At 62.5% G+C, this 18,975-nt stretch carries 14 protein-coding genes and 1 tRNA gene; 2 read left to right on the plus strand and 13 right to left on the minus strand.

Going from position 1 to position 18,975, the window contains the following annotated elements:
• Positions 1-2: 2 nt before the first annotated feature.
• From pcaG to rpoB, 5 genes are all read right to left on the minus strand, one after another.
• A complete protein-coding gene (gene pcaG, locus CXR03_RS02035; protein WP_104101608.1) occupies positions 3-569 on the minus strand; it encodes a protocatechuate 3,4-dioxygenase subunit alpha in 567 nt (188 codons plus the stop codon).
• A complete protein-coding gene (gene pcaH, locus CXR03_RS02040) occupies positions 569-1,387 on the minus strand; it encodes a protocatechuate 3,4-dioxygenase subunit beta (RefSeq protein ID WP_104102754.1) in 819 nt (272 codons plus the stop codon). The genes pcaG and pcaH overlap by 1 nt, the downstream gene beginning before the upstream one ends.
• A 126-nt stretch (positions 1,388-1,513) precedes the next feature.
• Positions 1,514-2,719: a 4-hydroxybenzoate 3-monooxygenase gene (locus tag CXR03_RS02045; RefSeq protein ID WP_104101610.1), complete on the minus strand. Its 1,206-nt coding sequence runs from the start codon at positions 2,717-2,719 to the stop codon at positions 1,514-1,516.
• 130 nt (positions 2,720-2,849) lie between these two features.
• The gene (locus CXR03_RS02050) at positions 2,850-6,740 is read right to left on the minus strand and encodes a DNA-directed RNA polymerase subunit beta' (RefSeq protein WP_104101611.1); all 3,891 of its coding nucleotides are present in this window, start codon (positions 6,738-6,740) and stop codon (positions 2,850-2,852) included.
• Between the two features lie 96 nt (positions 6,741-6,836).
• Positions 6,837-10,337 (minus strand): DNA-directed RNA polymerase subunit beta, encoded by a 3,501-nt coding sequence (gene rpoB, locus CXR03_RS02055; RefSeq protein ID WP_104102755.1) that lies wholly within the window; start codon positions 10,335-10,337, stop codon positions 6,837-6,839.
• Between the two features lie 489 nt (positions 10,338-10,826).
• Here rpoB and CXR03_RS02060 point away from each other — a divergent pair, with 489 nt between their 5' ends.
• Positions 10,827-12,047: an acetyl-CoA C-acetyltransferase gene (locus CXR03_RS02060; RefSeq protein ID WP_104101613.1), complete on the plus strand. Its 1,221-nt coding sequence runs from the start codon at positions 10,827-10,829 to the stop codon at positions 12,045-12,047.
• Between the two features lie 132 nt (positions 12,048-12,179).
• Here the strand turns inward: CXR03_RS02060 and rplL are convergent, their stop codons facing one another.
• The 8 genes from rplL to CXR03_RS02100 all read right to left on the minus strand — a co-directional run bounded on the left by rplL (position 12,180) and on the right by CXR03_RS02100 (position 17,418).
• Positions 12,180-12,554 (minus strand): 50S ribosomal protein L7/L12, encoded by a 375-nt coding sequence (gene rplL / locus CXR03_RS02065; protein ID WP_104052754.1) that lies wholly within the window; start codon positions 12,552-12,554, stop codon positions 12,180-12,182.
• Positions 12,555-12,632: 78 nt separating this feature from the next.
• Positions 12,633-13,196: a 50S ribosomal protein L10 gene (gene rplJ / locus CXR03_RS02070; protein WP_104052755.1), complete on the minus strand. Its 564-nt coding sequence runs from the start codon at positions 13,194-13,196 to the stop codon at positions 12,633-12,635.
• A 285-nt stretch (positions 13,197-13,481) separates the two neighbouring features.
• Positions 13,482-14,573: a GNAT family N-acetyltransferase gene (locus CXR03_RS02075; RefSeq protein WP_104101615.1), complete on the minus strand. Its 1,092-nt coding sequence runs from the start codon at positions 14,571-14,573 to the stop codon at positions 13,482-13,484.
• A gap of 107 nt (positions 14,574-14,680) precedes the next feature.
• Complete coding sequence (gene rplA / locus CXR03_RS02080) at positions 14,681-15,388, minus strand: 50S ribosomal protein L1 (protein WP_104101617.1); 708 nt, start codon at positions 15,386-15,388, stop codon at positions 14,681-14,683.
• Positions 15,389-15,528: 140 nt separating this feature from the next.
• On the minus strand, positions 15,529-15,960 hold the full coding sequence (rplK, locus tag CXR03_RS02085) for a 50S ribosomal protein L11 (protein WP_104052758.1): 432 nt from the start codon (positions 15,958-15,960) through the stop codon (positions 15,529-15,531).
• Positions 15,961-16,089: 129 nt separating this feature from the next.
• Entirely contained in the window at positions 16,090-16,881 is a 792-nt protein-coding gene (nusG, locus tag CXR03_RS02090; RefSeq protein WP_104101618.1) for a transcription termination/antitermination protein NusG, read from the minus strand.
• Positions 16,882-16,982: 101 nt separating this feature from the next.
• Positions 16,983-17,264 (minus strand): preprotein translocase subunit SecE, encoded by a 282-nt coding sequence (secE, locus tag CXR03_RS02095; RefSeq protein ID WP_104101620.1) that lies wholly within the window; start codon positions 17,262-17,264, stop codon positions 16,983-16,985.
• An 81-nt stretch (positions 17,265-17,345) separates the two neighbouring features.
• A tRNA-Trp gene (locus tag CXR03_RS02100) sits at positions 17,346-17,418 on the minus strand.
• A 319-nt stretch (positions 17,419-17,737) separates the two neighbouring features.
• Here CXR03_RS02100 and CXR03_RS02105 point away from each other — a divergent pair.
• Entirely contained in the window at positions 17,738-18,958 is a 1,221-nt protein-coding gene (locus tag CXR03_RS02105) for a pyridoxal phosphate-dependent aminotransferase (RefSeq protein ID WP_104101621.1), read from the plus strand.
• Positions 18,959-18,975: the final 17 nt, after the last annotated feature.

Consider the following 18,975-nt stretch of genomic DNA (forward strand, 5'->3'; position numbering starts at 1 on the left):
GGTTAGGCTCCGGGGAAGGACAGGAAAACGGTTTCATCCCGGCCCTGCAGGCTGATGTTCCAGCGCAGTCCGCCGTCCGCCTCACGGGTGGCGATCAGGGTCCGGCGGCGTTCCTCGGGCAGCGAGGAGAGCAGGCTATCCCGGGCAAGGGCCTCTTCGTCGTCCGGCAGGTACATCCGGGTGTGCAGCTTGTTCAGCAGGCCGCGGGCAAAAATGACGAAGGAGATAAAGGGTGCCGCTCCCTCTTCCGCGGGACCGGGGTTCACCGTGGTGAAGGTGTAATTGCCGGCGTTGTCGACTGCGGTGCGGCCCCAGCCGGTAAAGGTGTAGCCGTCGCGGACCAGGGAACCTGCCCGCTGCGGGATGTTTCCATCGGCGTCGGCCTGCCAGATTTCCAGCAGGGCGTCAGGGATGGGATCCCCGGCGCCGTCGGTCACGGTACCCTGTAGCCGGACGCTCCCGGGCAGGCCCGGGGACAGCAGTTGGTTGTCCTTCTCGAAGGGGAGGGCATAGCCGTAGAACGGGCCGATGGTCTGGCCCGGCGTGGCTGTCAGCTTCTGCTCGCTCATTACTCTGCGTCCTCTTCTTCCATCCAGGTGCGGTTGCTGCCGGTGAGCACGATGTCCCAGTTGTATCCGGTGGCCCACTCGTGCGAGGTGAGGTTGTGGTCGTACGCGGCCACGAGGCGGTCCCGTGCTTTCTGGTCGGTGATCGACTGGTAGATCGGATCCAGCGCGAACAGCGGATCCCCGGGAAAATACATCTGGGTGATCATGCGCTGGGTGAAGTCGGTGCCGAAGAGCGAGAAGTGGATGTGCGCCGGCCGCCAGGCGTTGTAGTGGTTCTTCCACGGGTACGGTCCGGGCTTGATGGTGGTGAACTCGTAGAAGCCGTCCTCAGTAGTGAGGCAGCGTCCGACGCCGGTGAAGTTGGGGTCGATCGGCGCCGGGTGCTGGTCCCGCTTGTGGATGTAGCGTCCCGCCGAGTTCGCCTGCCAGATTTCCACCAGCTGGTTACGGACCGGATGCCCGTCGCCGTCGAGGATGCGTCCGCGGACAATGATCCGCTCCCCCAGCGGTTCGCCGTTGTGCTGGATGGTCAGGTCACTTTCCAGGGCGTGGACATCCTGGTGGCCGAAAGCCGGGGACCACAGCTCAATGGTTTCGGGGTCCGCGTGGTGCGGATCCTTGGTGGGGTGGCGCAGAAGGGAGCTGCGGTACGGCTGGAAGTCCACGCGGGGCTGGGTCTCCTCCGTACCGCCGTCGTCAACCGTTTTGCGGTAGGAGGCATGGATCGAATCGATCTCCGCGGAAATTTGGTCCTGCGAGGCTTCCGCGGCATCCAGCCGTTCGATTACATGGCTGTCCTGGAACAGGCCTTCTTCCATTTCCATGGTTCTCCCTTGTCGATGTTTTCCCCCCCCCTCAGCCCGTACCGCTGCCAAGCATCTTGAGGATGGGACCACCCTACGTCAATGTTCACTTTGTGTACAGGTGTTCACTATGCGAACTTCTTATTTCGAGATTGTCGCCGGCCAGCCTGTGTAGGCCTCCGCAAGGTAGGCGCTGCCGTGCCGGGAGGCAACGACGCCGGCCAGCTCCCCCAGCGCACGCTTGCGTTCAAAAGGGCTGGCATCGGACCGGGTATGCAGCATGGAAGTCATCCAGTAAGAGAAATTCTGGGCCCGCCAAACCCGTGCCAGTGCGCGCTCACTGTATCCGTCCAACAGGTTAGTTTTTCCGGTGGCATACAACGATTCAACGGCCTCAAACAGAACCTGGACGTCGGCCAGGGCAAGATTGAGCCCCTTGGCTCCCGTGGGCGGCACGGTGTGTCCTGCGTCGCCGGCAAGGAACATCTTCCCGTAGCGCAGCGGCTCGCAAACATAGCTGCGGAACTTCAACAGCGTCTTTTCAAAGATCGGGCCGCGTTTGAGCTCTAAGCCGTCGGGACCGTCCACCCGCCGCTGGAGCTCAGCCCAAATCTGCTCCTCGGACCAACCGTCGGGGTTCTCATCAGGGTCGGCCTGAAAGTACATCCGCTGGATAGTCTGACTGCGCTGGCTGATCAGCGCGAAGCCCCGACCGGAGTTGGTGTAGATCAATTCAGGTGCACTCGGCGGCGCCTCTGTCAGGATTCCGAACCAGGCAAAGGGGTACTCAATGAAATTCTCCCTGCGCTGTCCAGCCGGGATGGCCCGCCGGCAAATCCCCTGCGAACCATCCGCGCCCACCAGGATGTCGCAGTGGACCTCGAAGGCGGCACCCTCCGCGTCGGTGAACCGGATTTTGGGCGTATCGGAGGGAAGGTCAAGAACCTCAGTGTCGGAGACCGCCCACCGCACGTCCCCGCCGTCGCGCTCCCTGGCAGCAGCCAGGTCCACGAACACTTCATTCTGCGGATAGAGCCAAACGGACTCCCCCACCAGATCCTGGAAATCTATCCGGTGGCTGACACCGCCGAAGCGAAGGTCAATACCGTCGTGGCGGTGCCCGTCGGTGAGGACCCTGTTGCTGACACCGCCCTCGGTGAGCATCCGCACCGACCCGTGCTCCAGGATTCCGGCACGGTGCGTGGTGCGGATGGTGTGATAATCCCGTTTCTCCACCACGATGCTCTCAATGCCGGCTTGAGCCAGCAGATGCGAGAGCATCAATCCGGCAGGACCGGCGCCCACGATGCCGACCCGGGCCTTGAGAACCGTGCGTGCTGCGCCCATGCAATACTCCTTGGAAAGCTGCCTGTTGGCCATTCCCAGAGTCTGGCACAAACGCGAAAGGTCCCGCACCAAACGGTGCGGGACCTTTCCTTACTGCGGCATGCCGTGTGGCTGGCCGCAGCGTTGCAGGTTAGCGGAAGTCGCTGCCCATGTCGTAGTCATCCAGCGGGATGGCATGGAACTCGGGGCTCAGGCCGCCGTCCACTCCGGCGTAGTCGAAGTCGCTGAAGGCGCTCGGGCCGGTGAACAGGTTGGCCTTTGCTTCTTCGGTCGGCTCGACAGTGACCTCGGTGTAACGGGGAAGACCCGTTCCGGCCGGGATCAGCTTACCGATGATGACGTTCTCCTTGAGGCCGAGCAGCGGATCGCTCTTGCCTTCCATGGCCGCCTGCGTCAGGACGCGGGTGGTTTCCTGGAAGGAAGCAGCGGACAGCCAGGACTCGGTGGCCAGCGACGCCTTGGTGATACCCATGAGCTCGGGACGGCCGGAGGCCGGCTTCTTGCCCTCGGATACCACGCGGCGGTTCTCGTTCTCGAAGCGGCGGCGCTCAGCCAGCTCACCCGGGAGCAGATCCGAATCGCCGGACTCGATCACGGTCACGCGGCGCAGCATCTGGCGGACGATGACTTCCACGTGCTTGTCGTGGATGCCAACACCCTGGCTGCGGTACACGCGCTGGACTTCGTCCACCAGGAATTCCTGTGCCTTGCGCGGGCCGAGGATACGGAGGATCTGCTTGGGATCCACCGCACCGAAGACCAGCTGCTGGCCAACCTCAACGTGGTCGCCGTCGGCAACCAGCAGGCGGGCACGGCGCAGGACCGGGTACGCGATTTCTTCGGAGCCGTCATCGGGAGTGACAACCAGACGCATCTGGCGGTCGGTCTCTTCGATGGTGACCCGACCCGCGGTCTCGGAGATCGGAGCAACACCCTTAGGTGTGCGTGCTTCGAAGAGCTCCTGGATACGGGGCAGACCCTGGGTGATATCTTCCGCAGAAGCAACACCACCGGTGTGGAAGGTACGCATGGTCAGCTGGGTGCCCGGCTCACCAATGGACTGTGCGGCGATGATGCCGACGGCCTCGCCGATGTCCACGGTCTTACCCGTGGCCAGGGAGCGGCCGTAGCACAGTGCACAGGTACCGACGGCGGACTCACAGGTGAGTACGGAGCGGACCTTGATGTTGGTGACACCGGCTTCGAACAGCTTCGCGATGAGGACGTCGCCCACATCGTCGCCGCCCTTGGCCAGGACATTGCCCTGGGGGTCGACGACGTCGGTGGCCAGCGTACGGGCGTACGCCGAGTTCTCGACCTCTTCGTGCAGCTGCAGTTCACCGTTGGAGTCCGGCACTGCGATGGTGACGTTCAGGCCGCGCTCGGTGCCGCAGTCTTCCTCGCGGACAATGACGTCCTGGGAGACGTCCACCAGACGACGGGTCAGGTAACCCGAGTTGGCGGTACGCAGAGCGGTATCAGCAAGACCCTTACGGGCACCGTGGGTGGCGATGAAGTATTCCAGCACCGACAGGCCCTCGCGGTACGAGGACTTGATCGGGCGGGGAATGATCTCACCCTTAGGGTTGGCCACCAGACCACGGATACCGGCAATCTGGCGAACCTGCAGCCAGTTACCACGGGCACCGGAGGACACCATGCGGTTGATGTTGTTTTCCTTGGGCATGTTCGCACGCATGGCCGCAGCAACTTCGTTCGTTGCCTTGTTCCAAATGTCGATGAGCTCCTGACGGCGCTCGTCTTCTGCGATCAGGCCCTTGCCGTACTGGCTTTCAACCTTGGCAGCCTGTGCTTCGTAAACCTCCATGATGGCCGGCTTGTCGATCGGCGCGGAGATGTCCGAGATGGCAACGGTGACGCCTGAGCGGGTGGCCCAGTAGAAACCGGCGTCCTTCAGGTTATCCAGCGTTGCCGCCGTCATCACCTTCGGGTAGCGCTCTGCCAGGTCGTTCACGATCGTGGACAGCTGGCCCTTGTCTGCAACCTTCTCAACCCACGGGTAATCCGCCGGCAGGGTCTGGTTGAAGATGACCTGGCCCAGGGAGGTCTGGATGAGGGCAGGAGTGCCTTCTTCCCAGCCTTCCGGAGCCGGACGGTCGGCGGAGGGCACAAAGCCTTCCAGACGCATGCTGACCTGAGCGTTCAGGTCCAGCTCACCGAGGTCGTACGCCATCAGGGCTTCGGACGGTGTCGTGAAGAACCGGCCCTCGCCTGCTGCGCCTTCCTTCTTGGTGGTGAGGTGGTGCAGGCCGATGATCATATCCTGCGAAGGCAGGGTTACCGGGCGTCCGTCCGAGGGCTTCAGGATGTTGTTCGAGGACAGCATCAGGATGCGTGCCTCGGCCTGGGCCTCCGGGCTCAGCGGCAGGTGAACTGCCATCTGGTCACCGTCGAAGTCAGCGTTGAACGCGCCACAGACGAGCGGGTGCAGCTGAAGCGCCTTGCCTTCAACGAGCTGCGGCTCGAATGCCTGGATACCCAGGCGGTGCAGGGTGGGTGCACGGTTGAGCAGCACCGGGTGTTCGGTGATGATCTCTTCCAGCACGTCCCAGACCTGCGGGCGGAAACGCTCGACCATGCGCTTGGCGCTCTTGATGTTCTGTGCGTGGTTGAGGTCAACCAGGCGCTTCATCACGAACGGCTTGAAGAGCTCCAGGGCCATCTGCTTGGGCAGACCGCACTGGTGCAGCTTCAGCTGCGGACCAACAACAATGACGGAACGGCCGGAGTAGTCAACGCGCTTACCCAGAAGGTTCTGGCGGAAACGTCCCTGCTTGCCCTTGAGCATGTCGGAGAGCGACTTCAGCGGGCGGTTGCCCGGTCCGGTGACCGGACGGCCGCGGCGGCCGTTGTCGAACAGGGAGTCAACAGCTTCCTGGAGCATGCGCTTTTCGTTGTTGACGATGATCTCGGGGGCACCGAGATCCAGCAGGCGCTTCAGGCGGTTGTTGCGGTTGATGACGCGGCGGTACAGGTCGTTGAGGTCGGACGTCGCGAAACGGCCGCCGTCGAGCTGGACCATCGGGCGCAGTTCCGGCGGGATGACCGGGACAGCGTCCAGGACCATGCCCAGCGGGCTGTTGGTGGTGGTCAGGAATGCGTTGACAACCTTCAGGCGCTTCAGGGCACGCGTCTTGCGCTGGCCCTTGCCGTTCTGGATGATGTCGCGCAGCAGCTCGGACTCAGCCTGCATGTCGAAGTCCTCAAGGCGCTGCTTGATGGCTTCGGCACCCATGGAGCCTTCGAAGTACAGGCCGTAGCGGTCACGCAGTTCGCGGTACAGGCCTTCATCGCCCTCGAGGTCGCCGACCTTGAGGTTCTTGAAGCGTTCCCAGACCTGCTCGAGGCGCTCGATGTTGTTGTCGGCGTCGCGGCGGACCTTGGCCATCTGGCGGTCGGCGGAGTCGCGGGCCTTCTTCTTGTCTGCTGCCTTGGCGCCTTCACCCTCGAGGCGTGCAATTTCACCCTCAAGATCCTTGGCGATGGCGGCAATGTCAGAGTCGCGCTGGTCGACGAGGTGCTTGCGCTCCAGGTCGTGCTCGGCCTGCAGGTTCGGAAGTTCCGCATGGCGGTTTTCTTCGTCCACCGAGGTGATCATGTAAGCAGCGAAGTAGATGACCTTTTCGAGGTCCTTCGGAGCCAGGTCCAGCAGGTAACCCAGACGGGACGGAACACCCTTGAAGTACCAGATGTGGGTCACGGGAGCGGCAAGCTCGATGTGGCCCATGCGCTCGCGGCGCACCTTGGCACGGGTGACCTCGACGCCGCAGCGCTCACAGATGATGCCCTTGAAGCGAACTCGCTTGTACTTACCGCAGTAGCATTCCCAGTCGCGGGAAGGACCGAAGATCTTTTCGCAGAAAAGACCGTCCTTCTCCGGCTTCAGGGTTCGGTAGTTGATGGTTTCCGGCTTCTTGACCTCGCCGTAAGACCAACCGCGGATTTCATCCGCGGTGGCAAGGCCGATTCGCATAAGGCCGAACGTGGAATCGTTGGACATGGGTCCCTGTTCTCTCTTGTTCTCTAAATCTGAATGTCTCGGGTACGGGAAGGGGCTGCCGGAGGCCGGCCCGCTGATGCGGACCGGCCGGCTCGGCTAAACCTCTTCTACGGAGCTGGGCTCTGCGCGGGACAGATCGATACCCAGTTCTTCCGCGGCCCGGAAGACTTCTTCATCCGAGTCACGCATTTCAATCGTGTTGCCCTCGGTGGAGAGTACTTCCACATTCAGGCAGAGCGACTGCATTTCCTTGATGAGCACCTTGAAGGACTCGGGAACGCCCGGCTCCGGGATGTTCTCGCCCTTGACGATGGCTTCGTAGACCTTCACGCGGCCGTGGATGTCATCGGACTTGATCGTCAGCAGCTCCTGCAGCGTGTAGGCGGCGCCGTACGCTTCCAGGGCCCAAACTTCCATTTCACCGAAGCGCTGGCCACCGAACTGTGCCTTACCACCCAGCGGCTGCTGCGTGATCATGGAGTACGGGCCGGTGGAGCGTGCGTGGATCTTGTCGTCAACAAGGTGGTGCAGCTTCAGGATGTACATGTAGCCCACGGAGATGGGCTCCGGGAACGGCTGGCCGGAGCGGCCGTCGAACATCCTCGCCTTGCCGGAAGCACCGATCAGGCGGTTGCCGTCACGGGTCACGTTGGTGGAATCGAGCAGGCCGGTGATTTCATCTTCACTGGCGCCGTCGAACACCGGGGTGGCAACCGTCGTCGGACCGGTTTCACGCGGCAGTGCCGGCAGGTTCTTGACCCACTCCGGATTACCGTCGATCTTCCAACCCTGCTTGGCAGCCCAGCCCAGGTGGATTTCCAGGACCTGGCCGACGTTCATTCGACCCGGAACACCCAGCGGGTTCAGGACGATGTCAACGGGGGTTCCGTCTTCCATGAACGGCATGTCTTCGATCGGAAGGATCTTGGAGATGACGCCCTTGTTGCCGTGGCGGCCGGCCAGCTTGTCGCCGTCCGTGATCTTGCGCTTGTGCGCCACGTAGACGCGCACCAGCTGGTTCACGCCCGGGGGCAGCTCGTCGTCGTTGTCGCGGTCGAAGATGCGGACACCGATGACCGTTCCGGACTCGCCGTGGGGCACCTTCAGGGAAGTGTCGCGGACTTCGCGGCTCTTCTCGCCGAAGATGGCGCGCAGCAGACGCTCTTCCGGAGTTAGTTCCGTTTCGCCCTTGGGGGTGACGCGGCCAACCAGGATGTCGCCGGCTTCAACCTCGGCACCGATGTGAATGATGCCGCGCTCGTCCAGCTGGGAGAGCACTTCCTCGGACACGTTCGGGATGTCACGGGTGATTTCCTCGGCACCAAGCTTGGTGTCGCGGGCATCAACTTCGTGCTCCTCGATGTGGATGGAGGTCAGGACATCGTCGGAGACCATCCGCTGCGAGAGGATGATGGCATCTTCGTAGTTGTGGCCTTCCCATGACATGAATGCCACGAGCAGGTTCTTACCCAGAGCCAGTTCACCCTGGTCCGTGGAAGGACCGTCGGCGATGATGCTGTTGACCTCGACGCGTGCGCCTTCGGAGACCAATACCCGCTGGTTGTACGCGTTGCCCTGGTTGGAGCGCGCGAACTTCATGATCGGGTAGTTGGACTCGGTGCCGTCGTCGTTCATGACGGTAACGAGTTCAGCGGAGACCTCGGTGACGACTCCGGGCTTGACAGCGGTAACAGAGTCACCGGCGTCAACGGCGGCGTACTTCTCCATGCCGGTACCCACAACAGGGCGCTCGGAACGGAGCAGCGGCACGGCCTGCCGCTGCATGTTCGCACCCATCAGGGCGCGGTTAGCGTCATCGTGTTCCAGGAACGGAATCAGGGCAGTAGCCACAGACACCATCTGGCGCGGGGAGACGTCCATGTACTCGACGCCTTCGGGCTCAACGAGAACGGGCTCGCCGGAACCGCCGCGGGCACGGACGAGGACCAGGTCCTCGGCGAAGTGCTGGTCTTCGCGCAGCGGAGCGTTTGCCTGGGCAATGGTGCGCTCAACTTCGTCGTCAGCGGTCAGGTAATCAACCTGGTCGGTGACAACGCCGTCGATGACCTTGCGGTACGGGGTTTCGATGAAACCAAACGCGTTGATCCGGGCGTAGGACGCCAGCGAACCGATGAGGCCAATGTTCGGGCCTTCAGGGGTTTCGATGGGGCACATGCGGCCGTAGTGCGAGGGGTGGACGTCTCGGACTTCCATGCCTGCGCGGTCACGGGACAGACCACCCGGGCCCAGCGCGGACAGGCGGCGCTTGTGCGTCAGTCCGGCGAGCGGGTTGTTCTGGTCCATGAACTGCGAGAGCTGGGAGGTTCCGAAGAACTCCTTGATCGCTGCCACGACGGGGCGGATGTTGATCAGCGTCTGGGGCGTGATGGCCTCGACGTCCTGAGTGGTCATGCGCTCACGGACAACGCGCTCCATGCGGGACAGGCCCGTGCGGATCTGGTTCTCGATGAGTTCACCGACGGCGCGGATACGGCGGTTGCCGAAGTGGTCGATGTCATCGACCTCGACGCGGATGTCAACATCCTCGCCGTTGCGCTTGCCCGGGACGGTCTTCTCGCCGGCGTGCAGTGCCACCAGGAACTTGATCATGGCGACGATGTCGTCGTTGTTCAGGACCGAGGCATCAGAATCCGTCAGCGGCTTGTCGATGCCCAGCTTGCGGTTGATCTTGTAGCGGCCAACCTTGGCCAGGTCATAGCGCTTCGGGTTGAAGTACAGGTTGTCCAGCAGGGTCTGGGCAGCCTCGACCGTGGGCGGCTCGCCCGGACGGAGCTTGCGGTAGATGTCCAGCAGGGCATCTTCGCGGGTTTCCGTGGGGTCCTTCTCCAGGGTGGCACGGATGGAGTCGTACTCGCCGAAGGTTTCCAGGATCTGGCCTTCGGTCCAGCCCAGTGCCTTCAGCAGCACGGTGACGGACTGCTTGCGCTTGCGGTCCAGGCGGACGCCCACCTGGTCGCGCTTGTCGATTTCCAGTTCGAACCATGCACCGCGGGAAGGAATGATCTTCGCGGTGTAGATGTCCTTGTCACTGGTCTTGTCAGCGGTGCGCTCGAAGTAGGCACCCGGGGAACGGACCAGCTGGGAAACCACGACACGCTCGGTGCCGTTGATGACGAACGTTCCCTTGTCTGTCATGAGGGGGAAGTCGCCCATGAACACGGTCTGCTGCTTGATTTCGCCCGTGTTGTTGTTCATGAATTCGGCTTTAACGTACAGAGGGGCCGAGTACGTGGCGTCCCGGTCCTTGCACTCAGCCATGGTGTACTTCGGGTCGGCAAACTCCGGCTCCGAGAAGCTCAGGGACATGGTGCCCTGGAAATCCTCGATCGGGGAAATTTCCTCGAAGATGTCGGCCAGGCCGGAGGTGGTGGCAATGCCCTGTTCCCCGGTCTGCTTGACCTCTTCTACGCGCGCTTTCCAGCGCTCGTTGCCGACGAGCCAGTCAAAGCTGTCGGTCTGCAGGGCAAGAAGATTGGGAACGTCAAGCGGTTCGTGAATCTTTGCGAATGAAATCCGGGGAGCGATGTTCTCCGGGATGTTAGCGGTTGCATTATTAGAGGTGCTCGAGGCGACCAAGAGGGATCCTTCCACAGACCTTCAGGCGTGTTTCGCGCCTCCTTCTCTGCACAGAACGGACCTGGTCCGCGTGCGTCCTTGCATCCGGCCGGGCGCGCAAAACGCTGCCTGGCACAGGACGGAGCCCACCGCTATATGAAGGCTGAAGGTTAAGAGAGGGAAGCAAATATCTACTATAGGGCATTATGGGCAGACAAGTCTACCCGGTCCCTGAAACCCTGCGTGGCTCAACCCGCCGGGCAAGGCTGGAATCGTGTTCCAGCCGGCCGCTTTACGGGGAGCTACAGGCAACACCGGCGCACCGCTGACGCATCGGATACAGATACCTTACCGCACCCGGCCCCAATTGTGCGCGCCGGTGCCCGGCCGCCCGCCGAGGACGGTGTGACTCTTCTCTCCCCGCACCCGTGTCTTGGCGTACCCTTGTTCCAGCGTGGTCCGCATCACCGGGCTCACCGCAGATTCGACGACGAAAGAGACTATTCCGCCATGAGCAACCCTCCAGACCAAGATGCAGCAGCCATGACCGAAGTGGTGATCGTCGGTGGTGCACGCACCCCGCAGGGACGACTGAACGGCCAGCTTGCCTCTTTTAGCGCCGTGGAGCTCGGCGCCTTCGCCATTGCGGGTGCTTTGGAGCAGGCCCGTGTACCGGCCGCCGATGTGCAGGCCGTCATCATGGGCCATGTGGTCCAGGCCGGCTGTGGACAGAACCCGGCCCGCCAGTCCTCCATCAAGGCCGGCATTGGCTGGGATGTCCCCACAGTCACGATCAACAAGGTTTGCCTGTCCGGACTGGCCTCCGTGATCGACGCCGCCCGCCTGATCCGCGGCGGTGAAGCCACGGTGGTGGTGGCCGGGGGCCAGGAATCCATGACAAACGGGCCGCACCTGCTGCCCGGGTCCCGCCAGGGTTGGAACTACGGCAACATCAGTGCCCTGGATTCCGTGGCCCATGACGGGCTGACGGACGCTTTCGACCATGACTCCATGGGCATCTCCACCGAACGCGGCAACACCAAGCTGGCCATCAAACGGCTGGAGCAGGACGAAGTGGCCGCCGCTTCACACCGTCGGGCCGCCGCCGCCATGGCATCCGGAGTGTTTGAAACCGAGATTGTGCCGGTCACCGTTCCGCAGCGCCGGGGCGAGCCGCTCATCCTCACCTCCGACGAAGGCGTGCGTCCCGCTACGACCACCGAAACACTGGCCGGCCTCCGTCCTGCCTTTGATCCCGAAGGCACCATCACGGCAGGCAACTCGTCGCCGCTCTCCGACGGCGCTGCTGCGCTGATTCTCACCACTCGCGCCTACGCGGAAGAGAACGGCCTCGACGTCCTGGCGGTGGTGGGTGCCCCGGGGCAGGTGGCCGGTCCCGACAACAGCCTGCATTCACAGCCCTCCAAGGCCATTTTTGCCGCCTTGAACCGGGCCGGCTGGACCCCTGCGGACTTGGATTTCATCGAGATCAATGAAGCCTTCGGTGCTGTGGCCGTCCAGTCCCTAAATGAACTGGGAATGGATTTGGACCAGTGCAATCTGTACGGCGGTGCCATCGCCCTGGGTCACCCGATTGGAGCCTCGGGTGCCCGGCTGGCCCTGACCGCAGCCTTCGAGCTGCAGCGGCGCGGCACCGGCAAAGCTGCGGTTGCCCTGTGCGGCGGCGGCGGCCAGGGTGAAGCACTGCTGCTGTTCCGCGACGAGGCCTGACTACCAAAGCCAGAGGCTCCGTCCGCGCACCGGACAGCACCAGGCTGCGGCGGCCGCCTAAACAGAAAGACCCCGTCCAAAGGGACGGGGTCTTTCTGTCTGCGCGGCGTCAAGCCGCGAAGGGAAAAACTACTACTTGACGGTAACCGTGGCGCCGGCAGCCTCGAGGGCTTCCTTTGCCTTCTCTGCGGCTTCCTTCGTAGCGCCTTCCAGGACAGCCTTCGGGGCGCTGTCGACAACGTCCTTGGCTTCCTTCAGGCCCAGGGAAGTCAGGGCACGAACTTCCTTGATGACTGCGATCTTCTTGTCGCCTGCAGCTTCGAGGATGACGTCGAATTCAGTCTTCTCGTCTTCGGCCTCGGCAGCACCGGCGGCGGGACCGGCAACTGCAACAGCAGCAGCGGTAACGTCGAAGGTCTCTTCGAAGAGCTTCACGAAGTCGGAGAGCTCGATGATGGACAGTTCCTTGAAGGCTTCAATGAGCTCTTCGTTGGTCAGCTTCGCCATGGTGTGGCGTCCTTCCTATAAGTGGTGCGCGGGCACCTTAGTGGTGCGACGGCACCGGAGTGTGGATTGGAAGAGCGATTACTCTTCGGTGGCTGCTTCTGCGGCCGGAGCTTCTTCTGCGGCGGCCGGAGCCTCTTCCGCGGCGGGAGCAGAATCGCTTCCCTCTTCAAGCTTGACGCGCAGGGCATCGACCGAGCGTGCCAGCATGGACATCGGTGCCTTGAGGACACCGGCGACGCGTGCAAGCTGGAGCTCACGGGATTCAAGGGCAGCCAGGGCGGCAACACCGGTAGCATCCAGGGCATTGCCCTCGAAGACACCGGTCTTGATGATCAGCTGCGGGTTGGTCTTGGCAAAATCCGTCAGGCTCTTTGCAGCTGCAACTGCGTCACCCTTGATGAAGGCAATTGCAGTGGGGCCGGAGAGCTGGCCGTCGAACGCGTCGATGCCGGCTTCCTTGGCTGCAATGCCAGTCAGGGTGTTCTTGACGACCGAGTACTTGGTGTCCTGGCCGAGCGAACGACGCAGCTCCTTGAGCTGTGCAACGGTGAGCCCGCGGTATTCGGTTAGGACAGCAGCGGTTGATTCCTTGAAATCTGTGGTGATTTCTTCAACTGCCGATACCTTTGTTGGCGTTGCCATAACCCTCCTTCCGGGGAATAGTGCCGGTGGATCGGGTCCCGAACATAAAAAACGCCCCGGGCAGATGCACGGGGCTTAGCAGCGGGCACGCATTGACGCGCACCGTTTGGCTGAGTTCGTTCACCTGCGCAGGCCGCCCTGTGAAGGGACTTTCGGATGTCCGATCAACCGGAGTCCACCCGCGGTCCCGGAGATCCAGGATGAGAGTGGGATTGAAAGCACATCGACCGACGGTCTTTGGTATCTCCAGCGTACGGGAGAATCCCGGGCAGGCCAAATCGGCCTTCAGAGAACCTTCTGCCACTCCCCCGAGTATCCGACGGGCTCGAAACCCAGATCCTCGTTGATGGCCAGCATGTGGACGTTCTCGGCTGCATTCCAGGTCCAAACACGTGATGCTGCGGAGAGCTCCTGCCGCAGCCGCACCAGGTTGGCAGCCTTGAGCAGCATGCCGAGTCCGTGGCCCCGGTGCTTCTCCAGGACCAGGGTATCGTCCTGAAAGGCCACCGCCGGGTTGCTGCGAAAGACCATCAGGACCGTGTGCCCGGCCAGCTGGCCGGTGGGAACATGCCGGACAGCGCTCACCAGCTCTTCGGCCTGCATTTCACGCACTTTAGCTTCCCCCTCACGGATCCGACCGGCATCCCACCGCTCCTCCTCCACGTCCAGGCCTGCCATGGGGGCATCCGTGCTCATCCTTTGCCGCAGCAGCGCGTATGCATCCACAAGGTGCTCCGGGCAGGCACCATGCCAGAACTCCAGGGCATAGTCCGGTCCGGCGGCCGCTGCGGCAGCGTCCAGCTTCCCCTGCCAGTCAATGCTGCCCGTCAAATCCAGGAGGCTGACCCGTTCCACCTGTTCCAGCTCAAAGCGCCGGCCCGCGGCAAAGCGTGCGGCGCTGTCCGCAGGAATGGCTCCGATCCCGCTCTTCGGTGCCATCACCGGGCCGGAGCCAGCGCCCGGCCGCACAGGATGGTCAGTTTCACCCAGAAGGGTTCGGCGCCCGTCGGCCGCTGCAGCCTGCTCAACCGCCGCATACAGGCGCTTTCCCAGCCCGGTCCGCCGGATACCGGGAGCCACGGCCACGTTCACCCATGCCGAGTGGATGTTGTCCAGCAGCGGCAGCTTCAACGTGGCCACTCCCACCAGCTCGTCGCCGATCCGCGCACCCAGCAGAATCCGCCGCCGCATTGATGAAGGACGAAAACCCGCCAGCTGCGTCTGGGGCGCGTCCCGGAAGTCGTCGTTGCCCCACGTCTCGCGCAGGGCGCCATTCAGAAGCTCAACGGCGGCGATAAAATCCGCCGAGGCAGGATCCGAAGAATCCAGGCTCTCGGGGATCGGCAGCGGAGCGATAACCGCAGAGTCAGGTGTCATGGATCACATCCTGCCGCAACCTGCTGCAGGGCACAAAAAGGCGGCCGCAGCGAGATGCTGCGGCCGCCTTTGAGACGGAATCGGAACGCTGGCGTCCCTAAGCCGAATTATGCGTCGGCGAGAACCTTCGTGACGTTGGGGTCAACGGAGATGCCCGGGCCGAACGTGGTGGAAACGGTTGCCTTCTGGATGTAGCGTCCCTTGGAGGCGGACGGCTTCAGACGCAGGACTTCCTCCAGGGCTGCGGCGTAGTTCTCGGCCAGCTTCTGCTGGTCGAAGGACACCTTGCCGATGATGAAGTGCAGGTTGGAGTGCTTGTCGACGCGGAAGTCGATCTTGCCGCCCTTGATGTCGGTGACAGCCTTGGCGACGTTCGGGGTAACCGTGCCGGTCTTCGGGTTCGGCATCAGGTTACGCGGGCCGAGCACGCGGCCGAGGCGGCCAACCTTGCCCATCATGTCCGGGGTGGCAACGGCGGCGTCGAAGTCGGTCCAGCCTGCTGCAACCTTTTCGATCATGTCATCGGAACCAACGAAATCAGCGCCGGCTGCAATAGCCTGCTCTGCCTTCTCGCCCGTTGCGAAAACCAGGACGCGGGCGGTCTTACCCGTACCGTGCGGCAGGTTAACCGTGCCGCGGACCATCTGGTCGGCCTTGCGGGGGTCAACGCCCAGTCGGAATGCAACCTCAACGGTGGCATCGAACTTGGAGGGGTTGGTTTCCTTCGCCAGCTCTACAGCCTCAACCGGTGCGTACAGCTTGTCCGCATCGATCTTGGCTACAGCTGCTTCATATGCTTTGCTGCGCTTTGCCATCTGCTTTTTCTCCTTGTGCAGTTGTGGTCTGTCGGACCGCGCTCGGCCCTGCCACACGCCGTCGTACCCAGTGGCACGAGCAGCTTTTTGAGTGTAAATGTTTGTTCGGCGGGCGAACCCGCGTCACGGAAAAGGCGTTATTAGCCTTCTACGGTGATACCCATGGAGCGGGCGGTGCCGGCGATGATCTTGGCAGCAGCCTTGACGTCGTTGGCGTTGAGGTCTTCCATCTTCATGGTGGCGATCTCTTCGACCTGAGCCTGGGTCAGGTTGGCAACCTTGGCGGTGTGCGGGGTTGCGGAACCCTTGGCAACGCCGGCAGCCTTCTTGATCAGCTGAGCAGCCGGAGGAGTCTTCGTGATGAAGGTGAACGAACGGTCTTCGTAAACGGTGATTTCAACCGGGATAACGTTGCCGCGCTGGGATTCCGTTGCAGCGTTGTACGCCTTGCAGAATTCCATGATGTTGACACCGTGCTGGCCAAGTGCCGGACCAATCGGAGGAGCCGGGTTAGCGGCACCTGCGTTGATCTGCAGCTTGATGAGGCCGGTGACCTTTTTCTTGGGGGCCATGAAAGGGTCCTTCTCTAAATTATGTTCCCGGGGAACAGGAGCGTCCGTCCGGGTTGGTGGCCGCCATGGCGTGGCGGCCGGACGCTGCCGGCAGGGTAAAGCGGACCTGCAGACAACGAAGTCTTTGTGTTACTGCAGCTTGGTGACCTGGCCGAAGCCAAGCGTAACCGGAGTCTCGCGCTCGAAGATGGTCACGAGGACGACCAGCTGCTGGGACTCGGGCTTGATCTCGGAGATCGTGGCCTGAAGCGTCTCGAACGGTCCTTCGTTGACCGTAACGGGCTCGCCGACCTCGAAGTCCACTGCGTAGTTCGAAGATTCCTGCGCGGGCTTGCCGGCTTCGACCTTCGGGGAAACCACGGTGTGCTCCAGCATGGAGTAAACCTCTTTGAGGCTCAGCGGCACCGGGTTGTGGGCGTTGCCTACGAAGCCTGTAACACCGGGGGTGTGTCGCACAACGCCCCAGGACGCGTCGGTCAGTTCCATGCGAACCAGCACGTAACCGGGGATTCGGACCCGGTTGACGATCTTGCGGGTCGTGTTCTTGATCTCGACGACTTCCTCCATCGGGACCTGGATTTCGAAGATGTTATCTTCCATTTCCATGGTCTGGATGCGGGTCTCAAGATTGGCCTTGACGCGGTTTTCGTAACCTGCGTAGGAGTGGATGACGTACCAGTCACCCTCCTGGCGCCGCAGCTTGGCCTTGAAGGCTTCTGCGGGATCTTCCTCGGGCTCTTCTTCAGAGTCTTCGGAGTCTGCGGAATCAGAGTTCACGGCCTCATCGGCGGCGTCGGCATCCTCTGCCTGAACGTCGGCCTCAGCGGGCGCCTCGGCGACGTCTGCTGCGGTCGTTTCATCCTCGGCATCCAGATCAGCGGCATTGTCATTGATCTGTGATTCGAGTTCTTGCTCGGACACGTAGATTCCTGCTTTCTTCTTCAGAGCTCTATAGGGTTTGTCACTAGCTCCAGCTCAAAGGCCTGAGGTTCCTGCCCTTGGGGCGGGGCTCAAGGAAGGCGCTAGCTCTCGCCGCCGCCCTCACCGAAGATCCACAGTGCTCCCGCACCAAAGACAAAATCCAGAACTGTCACGATAACTATCATCACGACCACGAAGGCCAGGACCACGAGGGTGTATCTCAGCAGTTCCTTGCGGGTGGGGGTGACCACCTTTTTCAGTTCTGCAATGACCTGACGCAGGAAGAGCGCGATGGCCGCGAAGAAGCCGCGCTTCTTGGGCCCGCTGGAGGGGTGTCCCTTGGAGCTGCCGGCAGCTGTCTCGGTCACCATCGCCTCACTCATCTGTTCGGTTCACAGCCGCAGCAAGTGCTGGGACTGCTGCTTCATGAAGGACTGCTGAGCTGCCGTGATGACAGCCGTGCGCAGGGCAGACAGGACTCGAACCTGCAACCTGCGGTTTTGGAGACCGCTGCGCTACCAATTGCGCCACTACCCTATGGAGGAAACCACTCTACCGGCAATAACCGTCGTCAGCGAACCGGCGACAGGCACAGACCAGTGTTGGGACTTCAACACGAAGATCAAGTCTACTCAATGTTTGCTGTTCCGTCGAACCGGCGTTTTACGACGGCGGATTGCCGTGCATTTTGCGATGCTCAGCACACGGTTGACCGCCGGGATTTTCGCAGCAGCTTCGTAAGAAAAGGCGGGCACCGGCCCCTGCACCTAAACTGGAACCGGCTGCCGGATATCCGGCAGCCGCGTATGCCATAAGTCCCCTTCGGGAAATCAACGCAACCACAGACGGGAACGCCATGCCTTCCACCGGCCGAATTTCAGAGCGCATCGCTTCGATCGCGGAGTCCGCGACACTTGCCGTAGACGCCAAGGCGAAGGCACTCAAGGCAGCAGGGCGGCCGGTGATTGGCTTCGGTGCAGGCGAGCCGGATTTCCCGACCCCGGAGTACATTGTCGACGCGGCGGTCGAGGCCGCACGCAACCCGCGGTTCCACCGCTACTCCCCCGCCGGCGGGCTGCCTGAACTGAAAAAGGCCATCGCGGAGAAAACGCTGCGCGATTCCGGTTATGCCGTGGACCCGAGCCAAATCCTGGTGACCAACGGCGGCAAGCAGGCGGTCTACGAGGCCTTCGCCACCCTGCTGAACCCCGGCGACGAGGTTCTGCTCCCCGCTCCCTACTGGACGACGTATCCGGAAGCCATCCGGCTGGCCGGCGGCGTTCCCGTGGAAGTGTTTGCCGGCCCCGAGCAGGGATACATGGTCACCGTGGAGCAGCTCGAGGCAGCCTGCACCGACAAGACCAAGCTCCTGCTGTTTTGCTCGCCGTCCAACCCCACCGGCGCCGTATATCCCGCCGAGCAGGTTGCCGAAATCGGCCGGTGGGCTGCAGCCCGCGGCCTCTGGGTAGTCACCGATGAGATCTATGAACACCTGACGTACGACGGCGTGGAGTTCACCTCCATTGCGACCGCGGCGCCGGAGCTCGGCGACAAGGTGGTAGTGCTCAATGGTGTGGCCAAGACCTACGCCATGACCGGCTGGCGCGTGGGCTGGATGATTGCCGCCGCGGACGTGATCAAGGCTGCCACCAACCTCCAGTCCCATCTGTCCTCCAATGTGGCCAACGTTTCCCAGATGGCCGCACTTGCTGCTGTCTCCGGTCCGCTGACCGCCGTGGAAGAGATGAAAACAGCCTTCGACCGCCGCCGCAAAGCCATGGTGGCGGCACTGAACTCGGTTGACGGCGTCGATTGCCCCATGCCGGAAGGTGCTTTCTACGCTTATGCCGACGTTAGGCAGCTGCTGGGCAAGGAGTTCCCCGGCTCTGACGGTCCGGTCCGGCCGCAGACCTCGGCCGAGCTGGCGGCGCTCATCCTGGAAACGGTGGAGGTGGCAGTGGTTCCCGGCGAGGCGTTTGGCCCCTCCGGCTACCTCCGCCTGTCCTATGCACTGGGCGATGAGGACCTTGCCGAAGGTATGTCCCGCCTGACGGAATTCCTCGGCCGGGCCAGCTGACCCGGTCCCGGGCTGCG

Source organism: Arthrobacter sp. 08Y14, from assembly GCF_002929455.1.
Classification (GTDB): Bacteria; Actinomycetota; Actinomycetes; order Actinomycetales; family Micrococcaceae; genus Arthrobacter_B; species Arthrobacter_B sunyaminii.